Source organism: Phytopseudomonas punonensis, from assembly GCF_900142655.1.
Classification (GTDB): Bacteria; Pseudomonadota; Gammaproteobacteria; order Pseudomonadales; family Pseudomonadaceae; genus Aquipseudomonas; species Aquipseudomonas punonensis.
Window position 1 is genome coordinate 162,121 of the sequence record NZ_FRBQ01000001.1, and the last position, 20,806, is coordinate 182,926.

Consider the following 20,806-nt stretch of genomic DNA (forward strand, 5'->3'; position numbering starts at 1 on the left):
AAATCATAACCCTATGCAACGCACCTTTAAGAAGCAGCACTTATTCCGGGCAGTACGCCTACTCGCTGCCCGCAACACACAAAGGGCGCCAGTGAAGCGCTGCGGCAGCAGGGTCAAAGGGCAGATTGGCCACCGCCAGAGGCTGGCCGTCCCTCAATAGCAGCGGCATGCGCGCGCGGATAAAGTCGGGTACGCTGGCCTCCTGTAAAAGCCGCTTAAGGTCACGCCGACCGCGCCCGGAAACGGAAATAATCTCGCCGCCCTGGCGATAGCCAATACTCAGCCGCCCCTCGGGAATCGGCCCACTGAACCAGACCTCGCCGTTGCCAGGCAAAACTAGCGGATGCTTTGGATCGTGCCAAGGCCGCTCTTGCCTGGGCCAGCCAAGACTCCACACTGCGTCCAACCACAACAACTGATTACCGTGTCGGCGTAACTCTCCATCTTCCAAGCGCCACACCGGCGAGGCGCCAGCCGCTGCATCGCGCAAGTCACGCCAGCCTTGCCAGTGGCGGCTATCGGGCATGGCCGTCGCATCCTTCAACCAGTACCTGAGCAGGTTACGCTGACGCGCTTCGGACAACTGGCGCAGCGCCTGCAAATCGAGGCAGGGAATCCTCAGCCACGAAATCGCCAGCTCGCTGCGCGTGCGCTGTAGATCGATTTCAGCGAGGTCCTGCAGCAACTCGCCCGCCTCGGCCTGATGCGCAGCAGCACGAGCCAATACTTGAGACACCGCAGGCCAGCGGGTCGCCAGACGCGGCAAAATGTCCCGGCGCAGGAAGTTACGGGCAAAGCCGCTATCGGCATTCGATGGATCATCGACCCAGCGCAATCCATGGCTGACGGCATAGTCCTCAAGCACCTTACGCGACACAGCGAGCAAAGGCCTGACCACATGGCCCTGCCCCAACGGGCGACGCTCCGCCATCGCGGCCAACCCACTCACACCGGCACCACGCAGCAAGCGGTAGAGCACGGTTTCCGCCTGATCATCCTGATGCTGGGCCAACAGCATCACTTCGCCCGGCGCCATCAACGACGTGAACGCGGCGTAGCGCGCATCACGGGCGGCCCGCTCAATGCTAGCGCCCGGCGCGACCTGCACGTGCTCGACATGCAGAGCAACGCCAAGCTCATCACAGAACCTCTGACAGTGCGCAGGCCAACTCTCAGCAATAGACTGCAGCCCGTGATGGACATGAATAGCGGAAATTGGAGGAAGCTCATGCCGCCGGGCGGCGCAGGCAAGCACGTGCAGCAGCACGCTGGAGTCGAGCCCGCCGGAGAAAGCTACACGCCACGCAGGCGCGCTTCGACACGCCGCAAGGCGTTCAAGCAGAATGTTTTCTAGGACCATGGGGAGTCAGTGAAGCATCCCCGCAAGCATGGCGGCCATCAGGGCGATCGGCCTGCTTGCGGGGTAGAACGGCATCAGGCGATACCGTAGCTCATCAGGCGCTCGTAACGACGGGCCAGCAACGCATCGGTATCGAGCTTGCGCAGGTCTTCGAGCTGAGCCAGCAGTGTCTGGCGGATCGATTCGGCAGCAGCAGCCGGATCACGATGCGCACCACCGAGCGGCTCGGCGATCACCTTGTCGACGATGCCCAGGCCTTTCAGGCGCTCGGCGGTAATGCCCATGGCCTCGGCAGCTTCAGGCGCCTTTTCAGCGGTTTTCCACAGGATCGATGCGCAACCTTCCGGCGAGATCACTGCGTAGGTCGAGTACTCGAGCATGTTGAGGTTGTCGCACACGCCGATGGCCAGTGCGCCGCCGGAACCACCTTCACCGATCACGGTGGAGATGATTGGTGTCTTCAGGCGCGACATGACACGCAGGTTCCAGGCAATCGCTTCGCTCTGGCCACGCTCTTCAGCGTCAATACCTGGGTAAGCGCCCGGAGTGTCGATGAAGGTCAGGATCGGCATTTTGAAACGCTCGGCCATTTCCATCAGACGGCACGCCTTGCGGTAGCCCTCAGGACGCGGCATGCCGAAGTTACGGCGCACCTTCTCACGCACTTCACGGCCCTTTTGGTGGCCGATAACCATAGCTGGCTGGCCATTGAGACGCGCAACCCCGCCCACGATCGCCGCGTCGTCGGAGAAGTGGCGGTCGCCATGCAGCTCGTCGAACTCGGTGAAGATGTGCTTGAGGTAATCCAGGGTGTACGGACGCTGCGGGTGACGCGCGAGCCGGGCGATCTGCCAACTGGTCAGATTGCTGAAGATGCTCTCGGTGAGCGTGCTGCTCTTATCCTGCAGGCGGGCGATTTCGTCGCCGATGTTCAGGGAGTTATCGTTACCAACCAGACGAAGCTCTTCGATCTTGGCTTGCAGGTCGGCAATCGGCTGTTCGAAATCGAGATAGTTCGGGTTCATAGGCATCCGTCATGCGTCGACGGCCAAAAGGGCCGGGGAGCGTGTATCCAATTGGCGCCTACCTTATAGGAACAGGCGCCTTCAGGTCGACACCTGCAAGGCACTTCCGGCGAAAATGCCGGCAAATGCGTCAAGCATTCACTCGGCAACCGAACCACTCGGGTTCGGTCACACCAGGGGCAATCGTGCGGTGTCAGAGGTCGAAATACGGGGCCTGAACCCCGCATTTCAACGCCGCTATTCTAGCGGTATTGCAAGAAGACGTTTTCTCGCCCGAACTGGTCACGCAAAGCTTGAATCAAGCTGTCAGCCGGGTCGATTCGCCACTCCTCACCAAATTGCAGCAAGGCTTTCGCATCGGCGCCAGTGTAGTCCAGAGTTATCGGACAGGCGCCGCGGTGCCGCTGACACAGCTCACCCAACCAGCGCAGGCGATCACCCTTGAGCGCTGCAGCCTGCACCTTTACCCGCAGGCTCTCGGCCAGCCCAGTGCGCGCCTCTTCCAGGCTCATCACCCGCTTGGCACGCAGGCGCATGCCGCCGGAGAAATCGTCGTTACTGACCTCGCCTTCCACCACCACCAGAGCATCGCTCTGCAGCAATGCCTGGTTACTGGAAAAGGCCTCGGCGAACAACGAGGCTTCAATACGCCCGGAGCGGTCGTCCAGGGTGATGAAACCCATCTTGTCGCCCTTCTTGTTCTTCATCACCCTCAGGTTGACGATCAAACCTGCAACCGTCTGCGTATCGCGAGCTGGCTTGAGGTCGACGATGCGCTGACGGGCGAACCGCCGCACTTCGCTCTCGTATTCGTCGATCGGGTGACCGGTCAGATACAGGCCCAGCGTGTCCTTCTCACCTTTGAGGCGCTCCTTGAGCGAAAGCTCGCGGGCCTTGCGGTGATTGGCGTAAACATCCGCTTCCGGACTGGCGAACACCCCACCAAACAAGTCCATATGACCACTGTCGTGACTACGCGCAGTCTGCTCGGCAGCCTGCACGGCCTCCTCCATCGCAGCCAGCAGCACGGCGCGGTTACGATCGATATTGGCCTGATAGGCCTTGAGTTCGTCATGGAAATGCGGCCCCAGACGATCCAGCGCACCACTGCGAATCAATGCTTCCATGGTGCGTTTGTTGATGCGCTTGAGGTCGACACGGGAGCAGAAATCGAACAAATCCTTGAACGGGCCGTCCTGACGCGCCTCGACGATGGCTTCGACCGGACCTTCACCGACGCCCTTGACCGCCCCCAGGCCGTAAAGAATTCGCGGAACATCGGCTTCGTAGCTGACGGTAAACTTGAATTCGGAAGCATTGACGTCTGGCGGGTCGACGCGCAGCTTCATGCTGCGGCATTCCTCAATGAGGATCACCACTTTGTCGGTGTTGTGCATATCCGCCGAGAGCACCGCCGCCATGAATGGCGCCGGGTAATGCGCTTTCAGCCAGGCGGTCTGGTAGGAGACCAGGCCGTAGGCGGCGGAGTGAGATTTGTTGAAGCCGTAACCAGCGAATTTTTCCACCAGGTCGAAGATGTTGCCAGCCAGCTCGGCATCGATGCCGTTGTTGGCACAGCCCTCGATAAAACCGCCGCGTTGCTTGGCCATTTCCTCGGGCTTCTTCTTACCCATGGCACGACGCAGCATGTCCGCCTGGCCGAGGGTATAACCGCCCATGACCTGGGCGATCTGCATGACCTGTTCCTGATACAGGATGATCCCGTAAGTCGGCTTGAGCACCGGCTCCAGACCCGCGTATTGATAGTCCGGGTGCGGGTAGGATAGCTCGGCCCGGCCGTGCTTACGGTTGATGAAGTCGTCCACCATGCCGGACTGCAGCGGGCCTGGGCGAAACAAGGCCACCAGGGCGATCATGTCTTCCAGGCAGTCGGGCTTGAGCTTCTTGATCAGCTCCTTCATGCCGCGCGATTCAAGCTGGAAGACCGCAGTGGTCTCGGCTTTCTGCAGCATCTGGTAGGTCGGCTTGTCATCGAGCGGGATGAAGTCGATGTTGACCAGGTTCTCTTCTGGCTCGCCGGCAGCACGCTGGTCGCGGTGGATGGTTTCCAACGCCCACTTGATGATGGTCAGCGTACGCAGGCCGAGGAAGTCGAACTTCACCAGACCGGCCGATTCGACGTCGTCCTTGTCGAACTGGGTAACCAGGCCAGCGCCCTCTTCGTCACAGGCGATCGGTGCAAAATCGGTCAGTTTGGTCGGCGCGATAACCACGCCACCCGCGTGCTTGCCGGTACCGCGCACGATGCCTTCGAGCTTGAGCGACATGTCCCAGATTTCGGCAGCCTCTTCGTCGACCTTGAGGAAGTCGCGCAGCGGCTCCTCCATCTCGAAGGCCTTCTCCAGAGTCATGCCGACTTCGAACGGGATCATCTTCGACAGGCGATCTGCCAGGCCGTAGGACTTGCCCTGCACCCGCGCCACGTCACGCACTACCGCCTTGGCCGCCATCGAACCGAAGGTGATGATCTGGCTTACCGCGTTACGGCCGTACTTCTCGGCCACGTAATCGATAACGCGGTCGCGACCATCCATACAGAAGTCGACGTCGAAGTCGGGCATAGACACCCGCTCGGGATTGAGGAAGCGCTCGAACAGCAGATCGTAGGCCAACGGGTCGAGGTCGGTGATCTTCTGCACGTAGGCCACCAGCGAACCGGCACCTGAACCACGGCCCGGGCCGACCGGCACGCCGTTGCTCTTGGCCCACTGGATGAAGTCCATAACGATCAGGAAGTAACCGGGGAAGCCCATCTGGATGATGATATCCAGCTCGAAATTCAGCCGGTCGATGTAGACCTGCTTCTTCGCGTCGTAATCCGGGGTGTCCTTGGGCAGCAGAACTTCGAGGCGCTCTTCCAAGCCGTCGAACGAGACCTTGCGGAAGTATTCGTCGATAGTCATGCCTTCCGGCACAGGGAAGTCCGGCAGGAAGTATTTGCCGAGCAACACTTCGATGTTGCAGCGCTTGGCGATCTCGATGGTGTTTTCCAGCGCGTCGGGTAAGTCGCTGAACAGCTCAGCCATTTCCTGCGGCGACTTCAGGTACTGCTGATCAGAATAAATACGCGGCCGGCGCGGGTCGTCGAGAATGCGACCCTCGCCGATACAAACACGAGTCTCATGGGCTTCGAAGTCGCTCTGCTTGAGGAAGCGTACATCGTTGGTGGCGACCAGTGGAGCACCGGTCTTGTCGGCCAGGGCGACGGCAGCATGCAGATGCTCCTCGTCATTGACGCGGCTGGTGCGCTGCACTTCCAGATAGAAACGCTCCGGGAACACCGCCTGCCATTCCTGCAACAGGGCTTCGGCCTTGGCCGGCTCGCCATCGAGCAGCGCATGACCGATCTCACCTTCCTTGGCGCCAGACAGGGCGATCAGGCCTTCGCTGGCAGCTTTCACCCAATCGCGCTGAATGATTACCAGATCGTTGCTCTGCCCTTCACTCCAGCCGCGAGAAACCAGTTCTGTGAGGTTGCGATAGCCTTTGGGGTTCATGGCCAGCAAGGTCATGCGGGTCAGCGGGCCGTCTTCGTAGGCGCTGGCCAACCAGATATCGGCGCCGCAGATCGGCTTGATACCGGCGCTCATGGCGGCTTTGTAGAACTTCACCAGCGAGCACATGTTGCTCATGTCGGTGACCGCTACGGCCGGCATGCCGGCGCCGGCAACCGCCTTGACCAGCGGATTGACGCGGACCAGGCCGTCGACCAGGGAATATTCGGTGTGCAGGCGAAGATGAACGAAAGAAACAGCCATGAAGAAGCCCTGCAGGAAAAGCGACAAAACGCGGATTGTACCGTAACTGGAAAGTCCGACAGCGAGTGGTTGCACTCAACCGAAGGTGGCGGCTTCCAGCAAACGGCGCACCGGCGCAAAGGAGCGGCGGTGAATGGGAGTCGGGCCCAGGCGAGTCAGAGCCTCGAGGTGCACAGGCGTCGGGTAGCCTTTGTGCAAGGCGATACCGTAGCCGGGATACAATGCGTCGAGCTCACGCATCTCGCGATCGCGACTGACCTTGGCCAGAATCGACGCTGCTGCGATAGCCGGCACCTGCGCGTCACCACCGATCACCGGGGCGCTGGGCATCGACAGTTTCGGGCAGCGGTTGCCGTCGATCAACGCCAATTTCGGCTTCACGCTCAGGCCTTCGACGGCACGCTGCATGGCCAGCATGGTGGCATGCAGAATATTCAGGCGGTCGATCTCCTCCACGTCAGCACGGGCGATGCACCAGGCCAGTGCCTTTTCACGAATCTCGTCGAAGAGTTTTTCGCGCCGCGCCTCGCTAAGCTTTTTGGAATCGTTGAGACCAAGAATGGGTCGAGCCGGATCGAGAATCACCGCAGCGGTCACCACGGCGCCACACAGCGGGCCGCGGCCAACCTCATCGACGCCGGCAACCAACTCTTCGACGGTGGAAAAATCCAGCCCCAACTGCATCAGCGACGGCCCAACAGTTCGAGCACTGCAGTAGCTGCGCGCTCAGAGGCATCACGGCGCAAGGTGCGATGAATGGCATCGAAGCCTTCAGTCTGCACCTCGCCATCGACCAGCAGTGGCGATACCGTCTGGGCCAGCGCTTCAGGCGTCGCGGCATCCTGAATCAACTCGGGCACCAGCAGGCGCTGAGCAAGCAGATTGGGCAGTGAAATGTACGGGCTTTTCACCAGACGCTTGAGAATGCGGAAGGTCATTGGCGCCACGCGGTAAGCAACCACCATCGGTCGCTTGTACAGCAGCGCTTCGAGGGTGGCAGTGCCGGACGCGATCAACACCGCGTCGCAGGCGGCCAGAGCGTCGTGGGAGCGGCCATCGAGCAACTGCAACGGCAGGTCACGACCACTGAGCATCTGCTCCAGCTGCTGACGTCGCTCCGGGCTCGCGCAAGGCAATACGAAACGCACGCCAGGCCGCAGCGCACGCAGGCGCTCGGCAGCATCGAGGAACAGGCTACCGAGGCGCGACACCTCACCACCGCGGCTGCCTGGCAACAACGCCACCACCGGTGCATCAACTGGCAGGCCAAGCAGCTCACGCGCCGCAGCGCGGTCAGCCTGCAAGGGAATGGCATCAGCCAGCGGATGCCCCACGAAGCACACCGGCACTTGATGTTCTTCGTAGAACTGCGCCTCGAAAGGAAAGAGGGTGAGCATCAGGTCGCACGCTTCGCGGATCTTTAACACACGCTTTTGCCGCCAGGCCCAAACGGACGGGCTGACGTAATGCACGGTGCGAATACCCGCCTGGCGCAGCTTGAGTTCGACGCCCAATGTGAAATCCGGGGCGTCGATACCGATGAATACATCAGGCTTACGCTCGACCAAGCTGGCGATCAGGCGGCGGCGGCGCGACAGCAGTTCAGGCAAACGACCCAGTACTTCAACCAGGCCCATGACCGCAAGGCGCTCCATGGGAAAGTCACTGACCAGCCCTTCGGCCTGCATACGCGGCCCGCCTACACCGATGAACTCGACATGTGGGTGCTGGGCTTTGAGCGCCTGCATCAGGCCTGAGCCGAGAATATCGCCGGATGCCTCGCCAGCAACCAGCGCGACACGCAATACTTCAGCCATGGGTCAGCGCGTAATGCCGCGGCTGGACGTCAGAATCGAATCACGGAAAACCGCTACTTCGGAGAACTGAGCGGCCACATCTTCCAGCTCCACCAGTGCTTCTTCGATGGTGAAACCCTGACGGTAGACGATCTTGTAGGCGCGGCGCAGCGCCTGCATCGCCTCGGAACTGAAACCACGACGGCGCAGGCCTTCGAAGTTCATGCTACGCGCTTCGGCAGGATTGCCGGAAACGGTGACGTATGCCGGTACGTCCTTGCCGATCGCTGCGCCCATACCGGCGAAGGCATGTGCACCGATATGGCAGAACTGATGCACCAGGGTGTAGCCGGACAGAATCGCCCAGTCGCCGATGTGCACGTGCCCAGCCAGGGCCACGTTATTGACCAGGATGCAGTGATTGCCAACCACGCTGTCATGCCCGATGTGGGCATAGGCCATGATCAGGTTGTGGTCACCAATAGTGGTTTCGTCACGATCCTGAATGGTGCCACGGTGCATCGTCACGCCTTCGCGGATGATGTTGTGGTCACCGATGACCAAGCGCGTGGGCTCGCCCTTGTACTTGCGATCCGGGGTGTCTTCGCCCAGCGAGGCGAATTGATAGATCTTGTTGTGCTTCCCGATTCGGGTAGGCCCCTTGATGATCACATTGGGACCCAGCACACAGCCCTCGCCAATTTCTACGTCGGGCCCAATGATCGACCAAGGGCCGACGACGACGTCGTCTGCCAACTTGGCGCTGGGATCGATGATGGCGCGAGGGTCAATCAAACTCATAACTTGCGTTCCGCACAGATGATTTCGGCCGAGCACACTTCTTTACCATCGACCGTGGCCTTGCATTCGAACTTCCAGATGCTGCGCTTGCTGCTGAGAAACTTAGCCTCGAGGATCAGCTGGTCACCCGGCACGACCGGTTGACGGAAGCGTAGCTTATCGGAGCCGACGAAGTAGTAAAGCGTACCATCGGCAGGCTTTACGCCCATCATTTTGAAGCCCAGGATGCCGGCCGCCTGAGCCATGGCCTCGATGATGAGCACACCTGGCATGATCGGGTGCTCAGGAAAATGGCCGTTGAAGAATGGCTCATTGACGCTGACATTCTTATAAGCACGAACGCTCTTGCCTTCCAGGTCCAGATCCGTAACCCGGTCCACCAACAGGAATGGGTAACGGTGCGGCAAGTACTCGCGAATTTCGTTGATTTCCATCATTTCCAGAGAAGCCTGTAATAAAAAGAAGAGAGCCGGCCATTGGCTCAGGCATCAGATGAGGCATTCCCGCTCGAGGTCACGGCAGCGAGCTGTTTTTCCAACTGCTTCACACGCCGCGCCATGTCGTCCAGCTGGCGGATGCGCGCCACGCTTTTCTTCCACTCGGCTGCAGGTTGCATGGCGGTGCCCGAGGAGTAAGCACCGGGCTCGGTAATCGAGCGAGTGACCATGGTCATACCGGTCACGAATACGCCATCGCATACGTCGATATGGCCAACCATGCCAACACCGCCGGCGATCATACAGTTCTTGCCGATCGAAGTGCTGCCGGAAATACCGACACAGGCAGCCATCGCCGTGTTGTCACCGACCTGCACGTTGTGCGCGATCATGATCTGGTTATCTAGCTTCACACCATTGCCGATACGCGTATCGGACAGCGCACCGCGATCGAGCGTGGTGTTGGCACCGATCTCAACATCGTCACCAATGCTCACCCCACCGATCTGCGCGATCTTCTGCCAGACGCCCTTCTCATTGGCGAAGCCGAAGCCCTCACCGCCGATCACCGCACCCGACTGGATCACCACACGCTTGCCGATGCGCACATCGTGATACAGCGTGACACGCGGCGCTAACCAGCCGCCCTCACCGATCTCGGAGCGAGCACCGACTACGCAGTGCGCACCCAACGACACTCCAGCGCCGATCTTCGCCCCGCTCTCGATCACCACGAAAGGTCCGATAGCTGCAGTCGCATCTACCTGAGCATCTTCAGCCACTTGCGCGGTGGGGTGAATCCCCGCTGCAGCCTTGGGCTTGCGATCAAACAGATGGGAAAGCGAGGCATAGGCGAGATACGGATTAGCGACGATCAAGGCATTGCCCGTGAAGCCTTCCGCGTCGGCTGCGGTCAGCAATACCGCAGCAGCCTGACAGCTGTTGAGGTGCTTGCGGTACTGGGCGTTGGACAGGAACGTCAGCTGAGACGGGCCGGCATCCTGTAAGGTTGCCAGCCCGTCGATTTTCAGATCAGCCGCGCCACGCAAGGTAGCGCCGAGCTGCTCGGCCAATTGGCCGAGCGTGAATACCGGTGTCGACATCATCAACGCATCTGGTTCATGCGCTCGATGACTTGGCGGGTGATGTCGAACTGAGGTTTGACATCGATTACCGCACCGCGCTCCAGCACCAGGTCGAAGTTGCCATTCTTGATGACTTCTTCAACGGCTTTGTCCAGGTTCGGCTTGAGCTTCTTGAGCATGTCACGGTCAGCAACAGCTTTGGCTTCGTTCAGCTCCTTGGACTGGAACTGGAAGTCACGGGCCTTTTGCTTGAAGTCCAGCTCGAGACGCTCACGCTCAGCGGTCTGCATCTTCTCGCCGTCTTTGACGATGCGATCCTGGATACGTTTGGCGTCGCTTTCCAAGGTTTTCAGCTTGTTCAGTTGCGGACCGAATTTCTTCTCGGCGTCGACAGCGTAACGCTTGGCAGCGTCCGACTCGAGCAGAGCCATCTGATAGTTGAGCACCGCGATCTTCATTTCAGCGAAGGCCGGGGTAGCCAGCAGGGTGACGCTTAACAGAACCAGTTGAGTCAACTTACGCACGGTGCAACTCCTGCAGAAAACTGTCTTGGTGATTCGTGATCAGACGCTTAGAACGTCTGACCGAGGGAGAATTGGAATACCTGGGTGTCGGCATCATCCGGTTTCTTGATCGGCATACCCAGGCTGAAGCTCAGCGGACCGAGCGCAGTGATCCAAGTGACGCCGACACCTACCGAGCTGGCCAGGTTGCCGAAACTGATGTCGCAGCTGTCGCCACGGCGCTTCTGAGCGGAGCTGCAGTCAGTGTCGAAGACGTTACCCACGTCCCAGAACAACGCGGTACGCAGCGAACGCTGGTCTTTTACGAACGGCATCGGGAACAGCAACTCGGCACCACCTTGGATCAGCACGTTACCACCGAACGGCAACGGATCTTGATCGGGATCAGCCAACGTTCCAGGATTGGCACCTGTACTTGGCGTACTACGCGGGCCCAGGCTGCTGTCCTTGAAGCCACGTACAGAGTTGAAGCCACCGGCATAGTAGTTCTCATAGAACGGCAGCTTGCTGGTGGAGCCAAAGGCGCCGCCATAACCCAACTGCGTATGGAAACGCATGGTGTAAGTATCGGTCAGCGGCTTGAATACCTGGGCGCGGTAGTCGAGCTTGTAGAACGACAGGTCGCTACCTGGCACGGTGGTTTCGAACACCAGGCTTTGCGAGTGGCCACGGTTAGCCAGCACACCGCGGTTGAGGGTCGATTCAGACCAACCGGCGGATGCCTTGAGGTTCAGGTACTTCTCGCCTTCCTGACGGGTGAAATCGAAGATCTCGTCGACGGTGTAGCGGCCGGTATTGATCTCATCCTGCTGTACGGTCAGGCCATAGGTCAGACGCGAGGTCTCGCTGATCGGGTAACCGATGTTGACTCCGGCGCCGAGGCTGTCGACCGAGTAGCTCGACACATCGACATCAAGCTTGTCGTAGTCGGTGGTGCGGTAGAAGGCGTTGTAACCCAGACTCACACCATCTTCGGTCCAGTAAGGATCGGTGAAGCTGAAGTTGTAGCGGCTCTGGTATTCGCTGCGGGTCAGGCCGATGCTGACGCGGTTACCGCTACCCAAGAAGTTGTTCTGGGTGATCGAGCCACCAAGGATCAAACCGGCGTTCTGAGCGAAACCAACGCTCGCGGTGATCGAACCAGAAGCCTGCTCTTCGACGCTGTAATTGACGTCGACCTGATCATCGGTGCCTGGCACCTGCGGGGTCTCGACGTTGACTTCCTTGAAGAAGCCCAGACGCTCAAGGCGAGTCTTGGACTGATCGATCAGGTAAGTCGACGCCCAGCCGCCTTCCATCTGGCGCATTTCGCGACGCAGCACTTCGTCTTCGGTTTTGGTATTGCCACGGAAGTTGATGCGGTTGACGTAGGCACGCTTGCCCGGATCGACCACAAAGGTGATCGATACCGAGTTGTCTTCGTTATGCGGCTCGGGTACACCGTTGACGTTGGCGAAGGTGTAACCCTCGTTACCCAGGCGGCGGGTGATCAGCTCGCTGGTAGTGGTCATCACCTTGCGGGAGAACACCTGGCCTTCTTTGACCAGCAGCAGTGCGCGCACTTCTTCTTCCGGCACTTTGAGGTCGCCAGAGAGCTTCACATCGCGAACGGTGAATTTTTCACCCTCTTCGATGTTGACGGTGATATAGACGTGCTTCTTGTCCGGCGTGATGGACACCTGAGTGGAGGTGATGTCCATATTGATGTAGCCGCGATCCAGGTAATAGGAACGCAGACGCTCCAGGTCACCGGACAGTTTTTCGCGGGCGTACTTGTCATCGTTACGGAAGAACGACAGCCAGTTGGTGGTTTTCAGCTCGAACAGATCATTGAGGTCTTCATCGGAGAAAACCTTGTTGCCCACCACGTTGATGTGCTGGATAGCTGCAACGGTGCCCTCATTGATGTTGATCTTCAGCGCAACACGGTTGCGCGGCTGAGGAATGACCTCAGCCTCGATCTCGGCCGAATAACGGCCCTGAGCCACGTACTGACGCTGCAGCTCGTTACGCACACCCTCAAGGGTGGCGCGCTGGAAGATCTCGCCTTCATCGAGGCCAGACTGTTTCAGGCCCTTCATCAGATCGTCGGTGCTGATGGCCTTGTTACCTTCGATTTCGATGCTGGAAATCGATGGGCGCTCGACAACGGTGATAACCAGCACATTACCGTCGCGGCCGAGCTGGATGTCCTGAAAGAAACCGGTTTTGAACAGTTCGCGAGTCGCTTCGGTCAGTGTGCGGTCGTCGGCAGACTCGCCCACGTTCAGGGGCAGCGCGCCAAACAGGCTACCCGCAGAAACACGCTGCAGGCCGTTAACGCGGATATCGGAGATGGTGAAGGACTCGGCGTGAACTTCGGCGATCATCAATGCGGCAAGAACCGCAGGTAGCAGCAGACGTTTCATGAAGTCCTTTCTTATTCCAACTAACGATAAGAAATCAGTCGTCTGTGACGACAGATATATAATTCAGCTGAGCTCACAGGCGACCAAGGTCGTTGACCAGAGCCAGCAGCATCACCCCGATCACCAGGCTGATACCAATCTGCATCCCCCAACCCTGCACCCGTTCGGAGAGCGGGCGGCCTCGTACCCACTCGACCAGATAATAAAGCAGATGTCCGCCATCCAGAACCGGGATGGGCAGCAAATTGAGAACGCCCAGGCTGATGCTCAGGTAGGCGAGGAAATTCAAAAAGTCCCCAAGGCCTGACTCGGCCGAAGCGCCCGCCACTTTAGCAATGGTTATCGGCCCGCTCAAGTTTTTTACCGAGAGCTCGCCGAAGAGCATTTTCTTCAGTGAATCGAGGGTCAGAACGCTCATCGTCCAGGTGCGAGCGCCCGCCTCGCTTATTGCCTGCAGCGGACCGTAGCTGACTTCACGCATCATCTTCGCTGGCCACTGAGCCGGCGCAACGCCGGCGCCAAGGTACCCGGTGGCCGCCTCAACCTCGCCCTTGGACGCCAGGGTAACCGGGATATCGATGCGCTGACCGTTACGTTCAACGGCAATGCTGACTGTTTTACCTGGCAGCCCGCGCACACGGTCGACAAGATCCTGCCAGTCGGTCAGCGGTTGCTCATCGAGCGCCAGCAGACGATCGCCGACCTGCATGCCAGCGCCCTGCGCAGGTCCCTCTGGATCGAACTCGGCCAGCACTGGCTCAAGACTCGGGCGCCACGGGCGAAGCCCCAGCGATGCAATCGGATCAGGCTCGTTGGCGCCACGCAGCCAATCGTTCAGTTCGACCCGATGTAGGGTATCGGTGCCGCCCTCGACGGGTCGCGTGGTAATCAGCAACTCGCCGCTTTCACCGAGGCGACGCACCAACTGCAGATTTACCGCAGACCAGCCGCTCGTAGCCTTGCCGTTAACTGCAACGATTTCCTCGCCAACCTGCAACCCGGCGGTCTGCGCCAGGCTTCCCGCCTCGATCGCACCGATAACCGGACGTACCTGCTGACTGCCAAGCATGGCCACCAGCCAGAAAAACACCAGCGCCAGTGCGAAGTTCGCAACCGGGCCTGCGGCGACGATGGCGAAGCGCTGCTTGACGGTCTTGCGATTGAAGGATTGCTCGGCCAGCTCGGCCGGCACATCACCCTCACGCTCATCGAGCATCTTCACGTAACCGCCGAGCGGGATCGCGGCGATCACGAACTCGGTGCCTTGGCGGTCATGCCAGCGCACTAGCGGCGTACCGAAACCTACGGAAAAGCGCAGCACCTTGACGCCACAGCGACGGGCGACCCAGAAATGCCCGTACTCGTGAAAGGTCACCAGAACGCCAAGCGCGATCAGGGTGCCGACGATCATATACAGCGCGCTCATGCTACCTCCCCGCGATTCAACCACTGCCCTGCCAGCTCCCGCGCTCGGCGGTCCGCCTCGAGCACAGCATTGAGGCAATCCACTGCGACGACTGGCTCGGCCTCGAGAACGCCGCCAATGATACGCGCGATATCGGTAAAGCGAATCCGCCGCTCGAGAAACGCAGCCACGGCTACCTCGTTGGCGGCGTTGAGCATCGCCGGCGCACTGCCACCGGCCTCTGCAGCGTCACGGGCCAGGCGCAGGCAGGGAAAACGAATGTCATCAGGCGCCTGGAAATCCAGGCGAGCCACGGCAAGCAGATCCAGCGGCGCGACGCCCGAATCGATACGTTGCGGCCAGGCCAACGCATGGGCGATGGGCGTGCGCATATCAGGGTTGCCCAACTGGGCGAGAACCGAGCCATCTACATAGTCGACGAGCGAATGGATGACGCTTTGCGGGTGAATGAGCACCTCGACCTGCTCGGGCCGGGCATCGAACAACCAGCAGGCCTCGATCAGTTCGAGGCCTTTGTTCATCATGCTTGCCGAATCGACGGAAATCTTGCGCCCCATCGACCAGTTAGGATGGGCGCACGCCTGCTCGGGAGTTACCGCATGCAACGTATCGGGCGAAGCCTCACGAAACGGCCCGCCGGACGCAGTCAGCAGAATGCGCCGCACACCTACCGGCTGCAGGCCGCGCGCGTAATCGTGCGGCAGGCACTGGAAGATCGCATTGTGCTCGCTGTCGATGGGCAGCAGCACGGCACCACTCTCGCGCACAGCACGCATGAACAGCGCGCCGGACATCACCAGCGCTTCCTTGTTGGCCAGCAATACCTTCTTGCCCGCCTCGACCGCAGCAAGCGTCGGCTTGAGCCCGGCAGCGCCGACAATGGCCGCCATGACGGCATCCACCTCGGCATGCGCGGAAACCTCGCACAGCCCAGCCTCGCCAAATAGCACGCGAGTATCGAGCCCAGCCTGCTGCAAGCGCGCCTGCAGGTCGCTGGCAGCCTTTGCATCAGCAACCACGGCAAAGCGCGGACGATGGCTGACGCACAGCGTTTCCAGCTCTGCCACGCGAGAGAAGGCAGTCAAGGCGAAAGCGCGATAGCGCGAAGGATGACGCGCGATGACATCAAGGGTACTCAGGCCAATCGACCCCGTGGCGCCCAATACGGTGATCTGCTGCACCTGACTCACAATACGCCCCAGCCAGCGAGCCACAGCAACGTAGCGAATACCGGCACCGCCGCCGTCAGGCTATCGATGCGGTCAAGCACGCCACCGTGACCAGGCAACAGGTTGCTGCTGTCCTTGATGCCCGATTGGCGCTTGAACATGCTCTCGGTCAGGTCACCGACCACCGAGATCAGCACAACCAGGGCGGCAGCTGGCAGTGCCAGCAGGAACTGAGAGAAAGACCAATCGCGGAAGAAACCAACAACCACAGTAAGCAGCAGGCTAAGCAGCAGGCCGCCAACCAGCCCTTCCCAGCTCTTGCCAGGACTGACCTGCGGGGCCAGCTTGCGCTTGCCGAAACGCTTGCCGGAGAAATAGGCGCCGATATCGGCCACCCAGACCAGCGCCATCACTGCCAGGATCAGCCAGTTAGCGAGCTGCCATTGCTTGATCACCACCAGCCCTTGCCAGGCAGGCAACAAAATCAGCAAGCCAATCAGCAGGCGTCCGGGCAGACCGCCCCAGTAGCGGCTGCTCTCCGGATAATTGAGTACCAGAAAAGTTGCGAACACCCACCACAGCACGCCGATTGCCAGCAGCCATGGCGCCAGCGCAGGCGCGCTGTAGACCAGATAAATCAGCAGCGCTACCAGTGCCGCATAGGCAACGCGCAGCAGCTGACCATGGAAACCGGCCAAGCGCGCCCACTCCCAGGCTCCAAGCACGACCACTACGGCGATAAATAGCGCGAACGCGCCACCTTCGAGCAAGAAGAATCCTGCCAAAGCGATCGGCAGCAGGATCAGCGCCGTAATGATTCGTTGCTTGAGCATCAGGCGCGGGCCTCGGCTTCGACTTGTTCACTGGTTTTGCCAAAACGTCGCTGACGCTTGGCAAAATCCGCCAGCGCCGCGCGCATGGCGTCGTGCTTGAAGTCCGGCCACAGCAGGTCGGAAAAATACAACTCACTGTAGGCCATTTGCCAAAGCAGAAAATTGCTGACGCGATGCTCGCCACCCGTGCGAATGCACAAATCAGGCAGCGGCAGATCACCAGTCACCAGGCAGCCCTGCAGCAACCGCGGCGTAATGTCCTCGGGCTGCAAATGCCCGCCCTGCACTTCACGCGCCAGACGCTGTGCGGCCTGGGCAATATCCCACTGACCACCGTAGTTCGCGGCGATCTGCAGAATGAAACGCTTCTCGCCAGACGCACCAGCGGTAGCCGCTTCAGCTTCGCGCATGGCGGCTTGCAGCTCAGGGTGAAACCGCGAACGGTCACCAATGATACGCAGGCTGATGGCATTCTCGTCGAGCTTGCGGGCTTCGCGGCGCAGGGCGCTGAGAAACAGCTCCATCAGCGCGCCGACTTCGTCTGCCGGGCGTTGCCAGTTTTCACTGGAGAAAGCGAACAGGGTCAGCACTTCAACGCCCGAATCGGCGCACACTTCGATAACCGCGCGCACCGCATCGACACCGGCCTTGTGACCAGCGACGCCGGGCAGCAAACGTTTGCGCGCCCAGCGATTATTACCATCCATAATGATCGCCACATGCCGTGGAACGGCCATCACGGCACCGACTTTGGAATTGTCCATGGCGACTTCCTGGCCGTCAGACGGCCATCAGGTCCGCTTCTTTCTGCTTCACGGCAACTTCGATTTCGGCCACGAACTTGTCGGTCAGCTTCTGCACATCATCAGCGGCACGACGTTCTTCGTCTTCGCTGATTTCCTTTTCCTTCACCAGATCCTTGAGCTGGCTCATCGCGTCGCGGCGAATGTTGCGCACCGCTACACGAGCATCTTCGGCAGCGTCACGGGCCTGCTTGGTGAAGCCCTTACGGGTTTCTTCGGTGAGTGCCGGCATGGAGATCAGCAGTAGCTCGCCCAGGTTGGTCGGGTTGAAGCCCAGACCGGAGCTCTGGATCGCTTTGTCCACAGCCGCCAGCATGTTGCGCTCGAAGGCCACGACCTGCAGGGTGCGCGAATCCTTGACGGTTACGCTGGCAACCTGGTTCAACGGGGTATCAGCGCCGTAATAAGGCACCATCACGCCACCCAGGATGCTCGGATGAGCCTGTCCGGTGCGGATGCGGCTGAATGCGTGGGCCAGCGATTCCAGGCTCTTCTGCATGCGCGTCTGAGCGTCTTTCTTGATTTCGTTGATCATTCTTTACTTTCCTCGACCAAAGTACCTTCGGCGCCACCCACCACGACATTGAGCAGAGCACCCGGCTTGTTCATATTGAATACACGCAGCGGCATATTATGGTCGCGGCACAGACAGATGGCCGTCAGATCCATTACGCCCAATTTGCGATCCAGCACCTCGTCATAGGTGAGGCGATCGAATTTTTCTGCATGCGGATCCTTGAATGGGTCGGCAGTGTACACACCATCCACCTTGGTTGCCTTCAACACCACATCGGCATCGATCTCGATACCGCGCAAGCAGGCGGCCGAGTCGGTGGTGAAGAACGGATTACCAGTGCCAGCGGCGAAAATCACCACCTCACCGGTTTTCAGGTGGCGCATGGCCTTGCGGCGATCGTAATGATCGGTAACGCCGACCATGGAAATGGCCGACATGACCAATGCGGGGATGTTCGAGCGCTCCAGGGCGTCGCGCATGGCCAGGGCGTTCATCACCGTGGCCAGCATGCCCATGTGGTCGCCAGTGACCCGATCCATGCCGGCTGCGCTGAGCGCCGCACCACGGAACAGGTTACCGCCACCGATCACCACACCGACCTGCACGCCGATGCCGACCAGTTGACCAACTTCCAGGGCCATGCGATCGAGCACCTTGGGATCGATGCCGAAATCTTCGGAGCCCATCAGGGCCTCGCCGCTGAGTTTGAGCAGAATGCGCTTGTAACGCGGTTGACGACCACTCACCTGCTGAGCCATTACCATTCTCTCCTGCGGCGTAAGAAAAACCTGCGAGCCGAGTGACTCGCCATATCGAGCGCTTCGACAGCGCTCACGACCGTGAGTGCCACCGGCACCCACCATCGCTTCGAAAAAAATCCCCTTTGAAAAAGAGGCCGCGCGCGTGAGCGGGCAGCCTCTTCTGGGGCACTGGCTAAGCAGCTATCACTGCTTGCTGGCAGCAACCTGAGCAGCAACTTCGGCGGCGAAGTCGTTCTCGGCCTTCTCGATACCCTCGCCCACTTCGTAGCGAACGAAGGAAACGATTTCAGCACCGGCTTTCTTGACCAGGTCACCGACCTTGACTTCCGGATCCATGATGAAGGCTTGCTCAACCAGACTGGCTTCAGCCAGGAACTTGTTGATACGACCTTTGATCATGTTCTCGACGATGTTTTCCGGCTTGCCAGCGATCTTGTCGGCGTTGAGTTGCAGGAAGATTTCTTTTTCCTTGGCAACCAACTCCTCGGAGACCTGATCAGGCGAAACAACGGCCGGGTTGGAGGCAGCAACGTGCATGGCAACGTGCTTGGCCAGCTCGTCGTTACCGCCTTTGAGAACAACCAGAACGCCGATGCGGTGGCCGTGCAGGTAAGCACCAACGGTGTCACCGGAAACAGCGGTCAGGCGACGAATATTGACGTTCTCGCCACACTTGGCAACCAGCGCTTCACGAGCGGATTCGCGCGAAGCGATCAGCGGAGCGACGTCGGTCAGGTTCTGAGTGAAAGCTTCATCCAGGCTATCTTTTACGAAGCCTTTGAAGTCGTCCTGCAGAGCCAGGAAGTCAGTCTGCGAGTTGACTTCGATGATCACACCACGGCCACCTTCGACGCGAGCGGCGATAGCGCCCTCAGCGGCGATGTTGCCGGCTTTCTTGGCGGCCTTGATGGCGCCCGAAGCACGCATGTCATCAATGGCTTTCTCGATGTCGCCACCGGCGGCAACCAGGGCCTTCTTGCATTCCATCATGCCTTGGCCGGTACGCTCGCGCAGTTCCTTGACCAGTGCTGCAGTAATCTCTGCCATTTTGAAAATCCTCTTTGTAGGTCTTCAACCATCACCCGCAATACGGATGATCAAATCTGTGAGTGGCAAAAAGGGGGCCTAGCCCCCTTTTTGCGCAGCGCATAACACTAAATGCTCTGCGTTACCGCTTAGCCTTCGGCAGCTTCAGCAGCCGGGGCTTCTTCGACGAACTGCTCGGTAGCGCCGCCAGCGTTGCTGCGACCACGGACAACGGCGTCAGCCATTGCGCCCATGTACAGTTGGATGGCGCGAATGGCGTCATCGTTGCCTGGGATGATGTAGTCAACGCCTTCTGGACTGCTGTTGGTATCGACAACGCCGATTACCGGAATGCCCAGCTTGTTGGCTTCGGTGATCGCGATGCGCTCGTGATCAACGTCGATGACGAACAGTGCGTCCGGCAGGCCGCCCATGTCCTTGATACCACCCAGGCTGCGGTCCAGTTTTTCCAGATCGCGCGAACGCATCAGGGCTTCTTTCTTGGTCAGCTTGGCGAAGGTGCCGTCCTGGGACTGCACTTCCAGATCACGCAGACGCTTGATCGAGGCACGGATGGTTTTGTAGTTGGTGAGCATGCCGCCCAACCAGCGGTGATCGACGAACGGCGAGCCGCAACGAGCAGCTTCTTCGCGAACGATCTTGCCAGCGGAACGCTTGGTGCCGACGAACAGGATCTTGTTCTTGCCAGCAGCCAGCTTTTCAACGAACGACAGCGCGTCGTTGAACATCGGCAGGGTCTTTTCAAGGTTGATGATGTGAATCTTGTTACGCGCGCCGAAAATGTACTTGCCCATTTTCGGGTTCCAGTAACGGGTCTGGTGGCCGAAGTGCACACCGGCCTTCAGCATATCGCGCATATTGACTTGGGACATGATAGTTCCTTGATAAGTCGGGTTAGGCCTCCACGCATCCCAATTTCCAACCCTTGCGGGCACCCAGGAAACCGTGTCGATACGTGTGTGGGGTTAAGCTTTCGGGGTCTACCCCGTAAAGCGGCGCGTTTTATACCACACAAACCAACCTTAGGCTATATGC

General features: G+C 59.7%; 18 protein-coding genes. All 18 read right to left on the reverse strand.

What is annotated here, in order from left to right:
* Nucleotides 1-58: 58 nt before the first annotated feature.
* A complete protein-coding gene (gene tilS, locus BUC40_RS00765; protein WP_073261649.1) occupies nt 59-1,360 on the reverse strand; it encodes a tRNA lysidine(34) synthetase TilS in 1,302 nt (433 codons plus the stop codon).
* Nucleotides 1,361-1,434: 74 nt separating this feature from the next.
* Entirely contained in the window at nt 1,435-2,385 is a 951-nt protein-coding gene (gene accA / locus BUC40_RS00770) for an acetyl-CoA carboxylase carboxyl transferase subunit alpha (protein ID WP_073261651.1), read from the reverse strand.
* 242 nt (nt 2,386-2,627) lie between these two features.
* A complete protein-coding gene (gene dnaE, locus BUC40_RS00775) occupies nt 2,628-6,164 on the reverse strand; it encodes a DNA polymerase III subunit alpha (protein ID WP_073261653.1) in 3,537 nt (1,178 codons plus the stop codon).
* A gap of 75 nt (nt 6,165-6,239) precedes the next feature.
* Entirely contained in the window at nt 6,240-6,848 is a 609-nt protein-coding gene (rnhB, locus tag BUC40_RS00780) for a ribonuclease HII (protein ID WP_073261655.1), read from the reverse strand.
* Nucleotides 6,848-7,981 (reverse strand): lipid-A-disaccharide synthase, encoded by a 1,134-nt coding sequence (lpxB, locus tag BUC40_RS00785; protein ID WP_073261657.1) that lies wholly within the window; start codon nt 7,979-7,981, stop codon nt 6,848-6,850. Before lpxB ends, rnhB begins: the two co-directional genes overlap by 1 nt.
* A gap of 3 nt (nt 7,982-7,984) precedes the next feature.
* Nucleotides 7,985-8,761 carry an acyl-ACP--UDP-N-acetylglucosamine O-acyltransferase gene (gene lpxA, locus BUC40_RS00790; RefSeq protein WP_073261659.1) on the reverse strand — a complete coding sequence of 259 codons (777 nt, stop codon included), beginning with the start codon at nt 8,759-8,761 and terminating at the stop codon, nt 7,985-7,987.
* A complete protein-coding gene (fabZ, locus tag BUC40_RS00795; RefSeq protein ID WP_073261661.1) occupies nt 8,758-9,198 on the reverse strand; it encodes a 3-hydroxyacyl-ACP dehydratase FabZ in 441 nt (146 codons plus the stop codon). The genes lpxA and fabZ overlap by 4 nt, the downstream gene beginning before the upstream one ends.
* A 44-nt stretch (nt 9,199-9,242) precedes the next feature.
* A complete protein-coding gene (gene lpxD, locus BUC40_RS00800; protein WP_073261662.1) occupies nt 9,243-10,304 on the reverse strand; it encodes a UDP-3-O-(3-hydroxymyristoyl)glucosamine N-acyltransferase in 1,062 nt (353 codons plus the stop codon).
* A complete protein-coding gene (locus tag BUC40_RS00805; protein WP_070884108.1) occupies nt 10,304-10,807 on the reverse strand; it encodes an OmpH/Skp family outer membrane protein in 504 nt (167 codons plus the stop codon). The genes lpxD and BUC40_RS00805 overlap by 1 nt, the downstream gene beginning before the upstream one ends.
* Nucleotides 10,808-10,854: 47 nt before the next feature.
* Complete coding sequence (gene bamA, locus BUC40_RS00810) at nt 10,855-13,215, reverse strand: outer membrane protein assembly factor BamA (RefSeq protein WP_073261664.1); 2,361 nt, start codon at nt 13,213-13,215, stop codon at nt 10,855-10,857.
* A gap of 73 nt (nt 13,216-13,288) precedes the next feature.
* Entirely contained in the window at nt 13,289-14,641 is a 1,353-nt protein-coding gene (gene rseP / locus BUC40_RS00815) for a sigma E protease regulator RseP (RefSeq protein WP_073261666.1), read from the reverse strand.
* A complete protein-coding gene (gene ispC, locus BUC40_RS00820) occupies nt 14,638-15,831 on the reverse strand; it encodes a 1-deoxy-D-xylulose-5-phosphate reductoisomerase (RefSeq protein WP_073261668.1) in 1,194 nt (397 codons plus the stop codon). Before ispC ends, rseP begins: the two co-directional genes overlap by 4 nt.
* The gene (locus BUC40_RS00825; protein WP_073261671.1) at nt 15,828-16,643 is read right to left on the reverse strand and encodes a phosphatidate cytidylyltransferase; all 816 of its coding nucleotides are present in this window, start codon (nt 16,641-16,643) and stop codon (nt 15,828-15,830) included. The genes ispC and BUC40_RS00825 overlap by 4 nt, the downstream gene beginning before the upstream one ends.
* The gene (uppS, locus tag BUC40_RS00830; RefSeq protein WP_073261673.1) at nt 16,643-17,407 is read right to left on the reverse strand and encodes a polyprenyl diphosphate synthase; all 765 of its coding nucleotides are present in this window, start codon (nt 17,405-17,407) and stop codon (nt 16,643-16,645) included. The genes BUC40_RS00825 and uppS overlap by 1 nt, the downstream gene beginning before the upstream one ends.
* A gap of 16 nt (nt 17,408-17,423) precedes the next feature.
* Nucleotides 17,424-17,981: a ribosome recycling factor gene (frr, locus tag BUC40_RS00835; protein WP_073261675.1), complete on the reverse strand. Its 558-nt coding sequence runs from the start codon at nt 17,979-17,981 to the stop codon at nt 17,424-17,426.
* Nucleotides 17,978-18,721, reverse strand: coding sequence for a UMP kinase (pyrH, locus tag BUC40_RS00840; RefSeq protein ID WP_042555172.1), 744 nt, complete (start codon nt 18,719-18,721; stop codon nt 17,978-17,980). Before pyrH ends, frr begins: the two co-directional genes overlap by 4 nt.
* Nucleotides 18,722-18,907: 186 nt before the next feature.
* Entirely contained in the window at nt 18,908-19,771 is an 864-nt protein-coding gene (gene tsf, locus BUC40_RS00845; RefSeq protein WP_073261677.1) for a translation elongation factor Ts, read from the reverse strand.
* A 128-nt stretch (nt 19,772-19,899) separates the two neighbouring features.
* The gene (gene rpsB, locus BUC40_RS00850) at nt 19,900-20,643 is read right to left on the reverse strand and encodes a 30S ribosomal protein S2 (RefSeq protein WP_073261679.1); all 744 of its coding nucleotides are present in this window, start codon (nt 20,641-20,643) and stop codon (nt 19,900-19,902) included.
* Between the last annotated feature and the right edge of the window lie 163 nt (nt 20,644-20,806).

Excerpts from the sequence above, each read along its gene's own strand:
- tilS (WP_073261649.1), bottom strand. The coding sequence starts at position 1,360 with ATGGTCCTAGAAAACATTCTGCTTGAACGCCTTGCGGCGTGTCGAAGC.
- accA (WP_073261651.1), bottom strand. The coding sequence starts at position 2,385 with ATGAACCCGAACTATCTCGATTTCGAACAGCCGATTGCCGACCTGCAA.
- dnaE (WP_073261653.1), bottom strand. The coding sequence starts at position 6,164 with ATGGCTGTTTCTTTCGTTCATCTTCGCCTGCACACCGAATATTCCCTG.
- rnhB (WP_073261655.1), bottom strand. The coding sequence starts at position 6,848 with ATGCAGTTGGGGCTGGATTTTTCCACCGTCGAAGAGTTGGTTGCCGGC.
- lpxB (WP_073261657.1), bottom strand. The coding sequence starts at position 7,981 with ATGGCTGAAGTATTGCGTGTCGCGCTGGTTGCTGGCGAGGCATCCGGC.
- lpxA (WP_073261659.1), bottom strand. The coding sequence starts at position 8,761 with ATGAGTTTGATTGACCCTCGCGCCATCATCGATCCCAGCGCCAAGTTG.
- fabZ (WP_073261661.1), bottom strand. The coding sequence starts at position 9,198 with ATGATGGAAATCAACGAAATTCGCGAGTACTTGCCGCACCGTTACCCA.
- lpxD (WP_073261662.1), bottom strand. The coding sequence starts at position 10,304 with ATGATGTCGACACCGGTATTCACGCTCGGCCAATTGGCCGAGCAGCTC.
- bamA (WP_073261664.1), bottom strand. The coding sequence starts at position 13,215 with ATGAAACGTCTGCTGCTACCTGCGGTTCTTGCCGCATTGATGATCGCC.
- rseP (WP_073261666.1), bottom strand. The coding sequence starts at position 14,641 with ATGAGCGCGCTGTATATGATCGTCGGCACCCTGATCGCGCTTGGCGTT.
- BUC40_RS00825 (WP_073261671.1), bottom strand. The coding sequence starts at position 16,643 with ATGCTCAAGCAACGAATCATTACGGCGCTGATCCTGCTGCCGATCGCT.
- uppS (WP_073261673.1), bottom strand. The coding sequence starts at position 17,407 with ATGGACAATTCCAAAGTCGGTGCCGTGATGGCCGTTCCACGGCATGTG.
- frr (WP_073261675.1), bottom strand. The coding sequence starts at position 17,981 with ATGATCAACGAAATCAAGAAAGACGCTCAGACGCGCATGCAGAAGAGC.
- pyrH (WP_042555172.1), bottom strand. The coding sequence starts at position 18,721 with ATGGCTCAGCAGGTGAGTGGTCGTCAACCGCGTTACAAGCGCATTCTG.
- tsf (WP_073261677.1), bottom strand. The coding sequence starts at position 19,771 with ATGGCAGAGATTACTGCAGCACTGGTCAAGGAACTGCGCGAGCGTACC.
- rpsB (WP_073261679.1), bottom strand. The coding sequence starts at position 20,643 with ATGTCCCAAGTCAATATGCGCGATATGCTGAAGGCCGGTGTGCACTTC.